This is a genomic window from Pseudomonas sp. 18.1.10, from assembly GCF_024655625.1.
Lineage (GTDB): Bacteria > Pseudomonadota > Gammaproteobacteria > Pseudomonadales > Pseudomonadaceae > Aquipseudomonas.
In genome coordinates this window covers 1-7,616 of record NZ_JANLGL010000242.1, presented here as the reverse complement: position 1 = coordinate 7,616, position 7,616 = coordinate 1, and the positions used below count along the sequence as shown (strand labels likewise).

6 protein-coding genes are annotated in these 7,616 nt (G+C 63.6%); all 6 read right to left on the bottom strand.

The annotated features are described in order from the left end of the window. Positions 1-69 precede the first annotated feature (69 nt). Genes NUV89_RS25740 through NUV89_RS25715 form a run of 6 tightly spaced genes read right to left on the bottom strand, consistent with a single transcriptional unit; the run spans position 70 to position 7,204 of the window. On the bottom strand, positions 70-504 hold the full coding sequence (locus NUV89_RS25740) for a RidA family protein (RefSeq protein WP_257783533.1): 435 nt from the start codon (positions 502-504) through the stop codon (positions 70-72). A gap of 11 nt (positions 505-515) precedes the next feature. Further along, positions 516-2,099, bottom strand: coding sequence for an FAD-dependent oxidoreductase (locus NUV89_RS25735; protein ID WP_257783532.1), 1,584 nt, complete (start codon positions 2,097-2,099; stop codon positions 516-518). A 12-nt stretch (positions 2,100-2,111) separates the two neighbouring features. Further along, on the bottom strand, positions 2,112-3,035 hold the full coding sequence (locus tag NUV89_RS25730; protein WP_257783531.1) for an ABC transporter substrate-binding protein: 924 nt from the start codon (positions 3,033-3,035) through the stop codon (positions 2,112-2,114). An 18-nt stretch (positions 3,036-3,053) separates the two neighbouring features. Continuing rightward, positions 3,054-3,827, bottom strand: coding sequence for an amino acid ABC transporter ATP-binding protein (locus NUV89_RS25725; protein ID WP_257783530.1), 774 nt, complete (start codon positions 3,825-3,827; stop codon positions 3,054-3,056). Continuing rightward, complete coding sequence (locus NUV89_RS25720; protein WP_257783529.1) at positions 3,820-4,785, bottom strand: amino acid ABC transporter permease; 966 nt, start codon at positions 4,783-4,785, stop codon at positions 3,820-3,822. The genes NUV89_RS25725 and NUV89_RS25720 overlap by 8 nt, the downstream gene beginning before the upstream one ends. 25 nt (positions 4,786-4,810) lie before the next feature. Further along, a complete protein-coding gene (locus tag NUV89_RS25715) occupies positions 4,811-7,204 on the bottom strand; it encodes a TonB-dependent siderophore receptor (RefSeq protein WP_257783528.1) in 2,394 nt (797 codons plus the stop codon). Positions 7,205-7,616 lie beyond the last annotated feature (412 nt).

Below are 7,616 nucleotides of genomic sequence, written 5' to 3'. Positions count from 1 at the left end.
TGAACCACCGCATTCGCGAGCAAGCCCGCTCCCACACAAGCCCGCTCCCACAGTTTTTTACCGAGTGAGTCAGTTGGTTCTGGCGGCGATGGCTTCGACTTCCACCAGCGCACCCGGCAGTGGCAACGCCACCACTTGCAACGCAGTACGCGCCGGTTTGTTCGGCTGCGCTGGCGTGCCAAAGAACTGCGTGTAGCCGGCCTGCAACCCGGCAAAGTCGAGCTTGCCGCCGGTCTCTTCGGCGCCCACCAGAAATACCCGCAGTTGCACGATATCGCCGAGGTCGAGGTCGTGTTGCTGGAGGATCTGGCGGATCTTGTTGAACACCGACACCGTCTGCACTTCGGTATTGCCATAGGCCGCCGGCGTGCCCGCCGGGGCGTTGGCGTCGTGCAGGTCGGGCAAGGTGCCGCTGACAAAGATCAGGCTGGCGGACGCCGGCACGGTAACGGTTTGCGAGATCGGGAAGTTGCCGACGCTGGTGCGTTGAATGCTGTCGCTCATGATGAAGCTCCTTAGGACGCGGCCACTGCCGCCATCTGACGTTGTTGAGTCACCCGTTCGGCCAGTTGCGCCACCACATGGCGCGCCGAGTTCGCCGCCGATTCCTGCCAGATGCCCACGCCGCTCTGCACCAGGCCGTCACCGGCGAAGTACACGCGGCCAAAACCGGCTTCAAGCAAGGCGCTGGCATCGGCCGGGAAGTGTTCGCGTTGCAGCCATGGGCCTTCGCTGTAGGGGATCTGTTCCCAGGACACCGCCAGCGGGTGGCGCAGGTGTTTGGCATAACCGGGATGCAGCAGCTCCACGGCTTCTTTCGAGGTGGCGTACTGCTGGTCCAACGGTTGCGCGCCGAAGCGGTCGGCGCCCTCGCCCGTCACATAACCGGCCACCAGCAAACCGTCGCGGGTGTTGAGGCCGTTGCTCGGGTACCACAGCAGGCGTGCCGGGTGTTCGATCCACGACAGGCCGCCGTAGGTGCGGTAGTCGGTCTCCCAGAAGCGCGGCGACTGCCACGCCACTTTGGTCGCCTGGTCGCTGCGGGTGCTGAGCAAGGCGGCCTTGATCGGGTCGCTGAAGTCAGTATCGAGCTTGGCCAGCAGTGGCAGCGGCAGGGTCGAGACCAGGTAGTCGGCGCGCACCACCTGTTCGCGGCCGCTGTGCCTGTCGTGATACGTCACCGCGACGCCGTCGTCCAACTGGCGGATCTGCCGCACCTGCGCACCCAGTTGCACCTGGTCGCGGACCCGGGCGTAGAAAGCATCGGTGATGCGGTCCATACCACCCACCGGCTGGAACATGGTCGCCGAGAATTCCGGGAACTCGGTGTGCAGCAATGCGCCCCACAGCTCCGGGTGCAGCAGTTGATCCAGCGCCAGCGGGCTGCGCGCAGCCGGTAATGCGCCGGGATGGGCCGGTGATTCCAGGTGCCCCGAACGGATCGTGCCTTCGAACGCCAGCTCTTGCGAGAGGTCGCCATACACCCGCAAAAACGCCAGCAAGCGTGTGCGTTCTTCGCTGCTCAACACGTCGTCGAGGGCATCACGCTGCACGGCCTTGGCCAGCAGGCCGGACACGCGTCCCCGCGCGTCGTTGATCGCCTGGCCGACGCTGAACGCCGGCTTGTCGATATCCGGGCGCACCTGGGCGCCATGGCTGCTGTTGACCAGCACTTCCAGCGGCACCCCGAGTTCGCTGCAATAGTCGAGGATCGTGCGGTGCTGGCTGGGGATTCGCGCAGGGCCTGCGTTGAAGTAGTGGCCTTGATCGAACGCTGCGGTTTGCGTGCGGCCGTCCTTGTAGTCCACGCGGTCGCCATGGCGGATCGTCCAGGTGCGCCCGCCCACCCGCTCGCGGGCCTCCAGCACTTGCACCTCGAAGCCGGCGCGGGTCAGTTCCAGCGCCGTGACCAACCCGGCAATCCCGGCGCCCAGCACCAGCACGCGAGTGCCCTGCCCCAGGCCGTCCTTGAGTGTCAGCGGTTGCGGGCGGCGGTGCGACGAAGGCCCCAGGCCCAACACCGCCAGGGCATCCTTGAGCGCTTTTTCGCCGCCTACCGCGGCGATGCTCGACAGCGCTTCACGTCGTGTCAGTCCCATGTTCGCCACTCCTTAATCCGGCAGGCCCGGTGGGTTGATTAGCGACTTGTCGACGCGCTCCACGTCCAGGCCCCAGCGTTGCAGCACCTGCTCGTATTGGCCGCCGGCAATCGCGCTTTCCAGGGCGGTGTGGATCGGCTTGACCAGGCCGTTGTCCTTGCGCGTGGTCACGGCGATGTCGGCCTGCAACGGCCAGCCGCCGTTGACGGTGCCGACGCGCTTGATGCCGCCGGTGATCGCCGCGGAATAGGCGTACACCGAGTTCGGCCCGAACAACGCATCACTGCGCCCGGATTGCACCGCCAGTTGCGCGGCGGCCTGGTCGTCGAAGTACTGCAACAGCGCGGGCTTGTTCCCGGCCTTTTCATTCGCCTCGTTCCACGCCAACAGGACTTTTTCCTGGTTGGTGCCGGAGCCGACGATGATCTTCAGCCCGGCGATGTCCGAGGCCTGTTTGATCTCGTTGATCTGGCTGGTGCTCTTCACATAAAAGCCGAGCACGTCCTGGCGATAGGTGGCGAAGTCAAAGCGCTTCTTGCGCGCTTCGGTCACGGTGACGTTGCTGATGACCGCGTCGTATTTGCCCGAGCTGACGCCCAGCGGCCAATCTTCCCAACTGGTCTGCACCACGTTGAGTTGCAGGCCGAGGCTGTCAGCCACCAGTTGCGCGGTGTCGGCTTCGCTGCCGATGGTGGTCTTGTCGTCATTGGCCAGCAGCGCCAGGGGTGGCCCGGCCACGCCGGACACGGCCACGGTGAACTTGCCCGGCTGGGCGAACTTGAAGCCCGGCGGGATCTGCGCGATGGCGGCTTCATTACGCGGCACATGGATGCGCACGCGGTCGGGGCTGAGGTCCACCTGTTGCACGGCGAACGCACTTTGCGCAGCACTGACGGCCAGCGCCAGCAGGGCCACACGGGCAGTAGAAATAAACATGGGCAGTCACTCCTTGAACTAAAGCACCTTGCCGAGAAAGGCCACAGTGCGGGGATGCCGGGGTTGGCGGAAAATCTGTTCAGGCGGGCCTTCTTCGATGAGCTGGCCGTCGCAGAGGAACACCACGTGGTCGGCCACTTCGCGGGCAAAACCGATTTCGTGGGTGACGATCACCAGGGTCACGCCCAGTTGTGTCAGGCCCTTGATCACATCGAGCACTTCGCCCACCAGCTCCGGGTCGAGGGCCGAGGTGGGTTCATCGAACAGCAGCACTTTCGGGTCCAGCGCCAGGGCGCGGGCGATGGCCACGCGTTGTTGCTGGCCGCCGGACAATTGGCGTGGATAGGCGTCGGCTTTATCTGCAAGGCCCACCTTGGCCAGCAGCGCGGATGCCTTGGCCTGCGCTTCGGCCTTGCTCCAGCGCTTGTGGGCCAGGGGCGCCTCGGCGATGTTTTCCCAGGCGCTGAGGTGCGGGAACAGGTTGAAGTTCTGGAACACGAAACCGACGTCGATCCGGCGCTTGAGGATTTCCCGCTCTTTGAGTTCATAGAGCAGGTCGCCCTTGCGCCGATAGCCGACGTATTCACCGTCGATGGTGATGTGGCCGCTGTCGATCTTTTCCAGGTGGTTGATGGTGCGCAGCAAGGTGGATTTGCCCGAGCCCGACGGCCCGAGAATCACCGTGACCTTGCCCGGGTCAATGGTCAGGTGGATGTCTTGCAACACCTGCTGGTTGCCAAAGCGCTTGCCCACGCCCTGGATTTGAATGCGGCCGGCGCGGGCTTCACTCATGGGATTTCTCCTTGAGCCAGCGGCGGATGCGTTGCAACGGCGTCGGTGGCAGCACGCGGGCGGTGCCACGGGCAAAGTAGCGCTCGACGTAGTACTGCGCGCTGGTCAGCACGGTGGTGATAATCAGGTACCACACGGTTGCCACGATCAGCAGCGGGATCACCGCCTGGGTGCGGTTGTAGATGACCTGCACGGTGTAGAACAGCTCAGGCAAGGCCAGCACGTAGACAATGGAGGTGCCTTTGACCAGGCCGATGATTTCGTTGAAGCCCGACGGCAGGATCGAGCGCAGTGCCTGGGGCAGGATGATCCGGAACACCCGGCGCGAAGCCGGCAAACCCAGCGCCGCCGCCGCTTCGTGCTGGCCGGCGTCCACGCCGATCAGGCCGCCGCGAATGATCTCCGCCGCGTACGCCGCCTGCATCAAGCTCAAGCCCAATACGGCCACGGTGAACTGGCTGAGCACGTCCACGGTGGACCATTCGGCGAACACCACGTTGGTGAACGGTACGCCGAGCACGATGTGGTCATACAGGTAAGCGAAGTTGTACAGAATGATCAGCACCAGCAGCGCCGGCATCGAGCGGAAAAACCAGATGTAACCCCAGGCCAACGCCGCCAGCAGCGGCGAGCCCGACAGCCGCGCCAACGCCAGCGCGGTGCCGAGGATCATGCTGAACACCGTGCTCAGCAGGGTCAGCAATAGCGTCTGGCCGAGGCCGCGCAGCACCGAGGGCGAGAAGAACCACTGGCCGAACACGCCCCACTCCCAGCGTGGGTTGGTGGCCAGGGAATGCACGATGCCCAGCAGCACCAGCGCGGCAAAGATCGACCCGGCCCAGCGCCAGGGGTGCCGCGCGGGGACGACTTGCAAGGTCTTGATGGGGGTGGCGACACGGGCCTGGCGCACCGGGCGCGCCGGTTCAATCAGGTCATAGGGTTTGGCGACGATGGGCATGTTCTCTTCCTCGCGGGGGGTGGCCTTAGAAGGCGTAAGTCAGCCGGGTGTAGTAGTAACCGCCGGTAAAACCGAAGGGCGAATAGGTGCCGTAGCTGCTGACCATGGTGCTGCTCGGTACACCTTGTTTTTTCGGGTAGACGTCGAACAGATTCTTGGCGCCGATGGCGACGTTGAGGTCTTTGGTGAGGTTGTAGCCAAGGTCCAGGTCGGTGATCCATTTGGCTGCGTAGACCCGGTCGAGGCTGCGGTCGGCGGAGACGTTGACCTCCTTGTAGGAGCCGTAGCGGGTCAGGGCCAGGTTGAGGTTGAAGCGGTCGATGCTCCAGTCGCCGCCGAGGATCAGTTTGGTGCTCGGCTGCACGCCGGTAATCAGGTTGCGCGCCTGGCGGTCCATCAGGTCATAGGAAGTGCCGAGGATCGTCGTGGATTCCTTGTAGTTGAGGATCCTGGTCTGGTTCCAGTTGAACGCGGCGGTCCACTTCAGCGCGCCGTACTCACCGAGGTCCTGGCTGTAGTTGCTGACCAGGTCCAGGCCCTTGGTGCGGGTGTCGGCGCCATTGATGAAGTACTGGCCGCCGGACGTCGACGTGATGCCATTGCCTTGCAGCACCTGGGTGATTTCCGGGCCGAGCAAGGTGCCGGTGAGGGTAATGCGGTCGCGCAGGTTGATGACGTAGGCGTCGGCGGTGAAGCTCAGGCGGTCGGTGGGCGTGAGGGTGAAACCGAGGCTGAAGTTGGTCGAGCGCTCGGGTTTCAATTCCTGGGCGCCGAGGGCCTGGGCAGCGCCCGAACCCACCGGCAACACGCCGTAGTTGATCGACTGGTACACGCCGTCCACCACGCCATAGGTGGTGGAACGCGCACTGAACAGGCTGTTGGCCAGGGACGGCGCACGGAAGCCATTGCTCACCGTGGCGCGCACGGCGAATTGCGGGGTGAAGTCATACCGGGTGGTCAGCTTGCCGCTGCGCGTGGCGCCGACGCCCTGGTTGTAGTGTTCGTAACGGAAGGCGGTGCCCACGTACCAGTCCGGTACCGGGTTGAAGCCCACATCGACATAACTGGCCAGGCTGTTGCGCGAGGCAGTGGCTTCTTCGTCCGGCGAAATGCCGTTGGTGACCTGCGCTCCGCTTGAGGCGCAATTGCCCGGCGCCTTGCAGTAGCCACCGTTGGCATAGGACTCATAGTCACCGGCCTGCACCTCATAGGTGTCGCGCCGGTGTTCGAAGCCGTAGCTCAGGTCCAGCGGCTTTTGCAGGCCGATATCAAAGCCGCGCTTGAAGTCGAGGTTGGTGGTCAGCTCGGTGGAAATCCACGTGCCCGACGTGAAGTGGTTCGGCGTGGCTTCGCCCAGGGACGGGTTCTGGTTGTGGGTGGTGCCCTGCTCCGCGTCGTTGCGTCCGTAGGTGGTGGACAAATCCCAGGCCCACTCGCCAACGGTGCCTTTGCCACCGAAGGCGGCCTGGAAGTCGTCTTCGTCGATAAACCAGGTGGGCGTGTAGCCGCCGGGGTAGCCGTTGGGGCCGGTGGTGATGGTGTTAGTGATGGTCGGCAGGCGGAAGTTCTGGCCCTGCTCGGCCTTGCGTCGCGAGTAGGTGGTGAATGAGTACAGGCTGAAGTTGTCGTCCACCGGCAGCTCGGCGTTGTAGCCCAGGGTCAGCAGGTTGGTCTTCGGTGTGCCGTAGCCGCCGTACGTCGCACGCCCGGCCTGCTCGTAGGCCTGGGCGTAGGTGTAGCCGTTGGCGCTGGCCTTGTTGTCATCGTTCTGGCTGCGCGCGTCGAGCGCCAGTTGCACGATGCCGCCGTTGCCGATTTCGAAGCCTTTGTTGAGGCTTTGTTGCACGGTCTGTTTCTTGCCGTCGTAGCCAAGGCCGGCGTTGGTCACCGAGGTGCCGCTGGTGTCGGCCTTGAGGATCACGTTGATTACCCCGGCGATGGCGTCGGAGCCGTATTGGGCGGCGGCACCGTCGCGCAGCACTTCCACGTGGTCGATGGCGCTGATGGGGATCAGGTCCAGGTCAGCCGGAGCGGCACCGGTGTTGATACCGTTGATATTCAAGGTGGCGCTGGTGTGGCGGCGCTTGCCGTTGACCAGCACCAGCACTTCGGCGGCGCTCAGGCCCCGCAGGTTGGGGGCACGGGCGATGCCACTGGCGTCCCAACCGGTTTTTTCCGGCAGGGTCAGCGACGGGATCACCGCGCTGAGGGCTTCCATCAACCCGGGCTTGCCGGTGCTCTGCAATTGCTTGGCGCTGACCACATCGATCGGCACCGGGCTGCTGGTGACGGTGCGCTGCTCGGCGCCACGGTTACCGGTGACCACGACGGTCGAGAGAGTGCTGTCGTCCTGGGCCTGGGCGCTGTTGGCCAATAGGGCCAGGGCCAGAACGGCGGTGGGGGTTAACGCTTGCTTCATAGCCATGCCTGCTTATCCAAATCGCGAAGTCGGGCAATCACGCGGTCGTGCGCGGTGCTCGTTTTTTAGGGGATGTGGCGGCGATTTGCGGCTAAGGCGCGTGCGGGGGTTGTATCGGCAACATACGTTGAGTTCCCTTCCAACGATTCTGCTGCGGGCATGATTACCCGGTTATGGGAGCAGAATCTGAATCACGATGGGTACCATCCATGGTCAGGGGTAGGCTGTTGCGATCAAACATAACGGAATGGGTTTTGAAAATATAATGCTGTTTTGGTCTAAGCTAATATTCTTGGATTTCATTATTTTCTTATGATTTTATTCATATAAATAATGTCTTTGATGTATGAAGATCCAAATGTGGCAGCGGGCTTGCTCGCGAAGGCGGTGGGTCAGTCGACAAATTCGGTGG

What these genes read in the sequence shown, in the direction of transcription:
- NUV89_RS25740 (WP_257783533.1), bottom strand. Translation starts at nt 504, where the DNA reads ATGAGCGACAGCATTCAACGCACCAGCGTCGGCAACTTCCCGATCTCG.
- NUV89_RS25735 (WP_257783532.1), bottom strand. Translation starts at nt 2,099, where the DNA reads ATGGGACTGACACGACGTGAAGCGCTGTCGAGCATCGCCGCGGTAGGC.
- NUV89_RS25730 (WP_257783531.1), bottom strand. Translation starts at nt 3,035, where the DNA reads ATGTTTATTTCTACTGCCCGTGTGGCCCTGCTGGCGCTGGCCGTCAGT.
- NUV89_RS25725 (WP_257783530.1), bottom strand. Translation starts at nt 3,827, where the DNA reads ATGAGTGAAGCCCGCGCCGGCCGCATTCAAATCCAGGGCGTGGGCAAG.
- NUV89_RS25720 (WP_257783529.1), bottom strand. Translation starts at nt 4,785, where the DNA reads ATGCCCATCGTCGCCAAACCCTATGACCTGATTGAACCGGCGCGCCCG.
- NUV89_RS25715 (WP_257783528.1), bottom strand. Translation starts at nt 7,204, where the DNA reads ATGAAGCAAGCGTTAACCCCCACCGCCGTTCTGGCCCTGGCCCTATTG.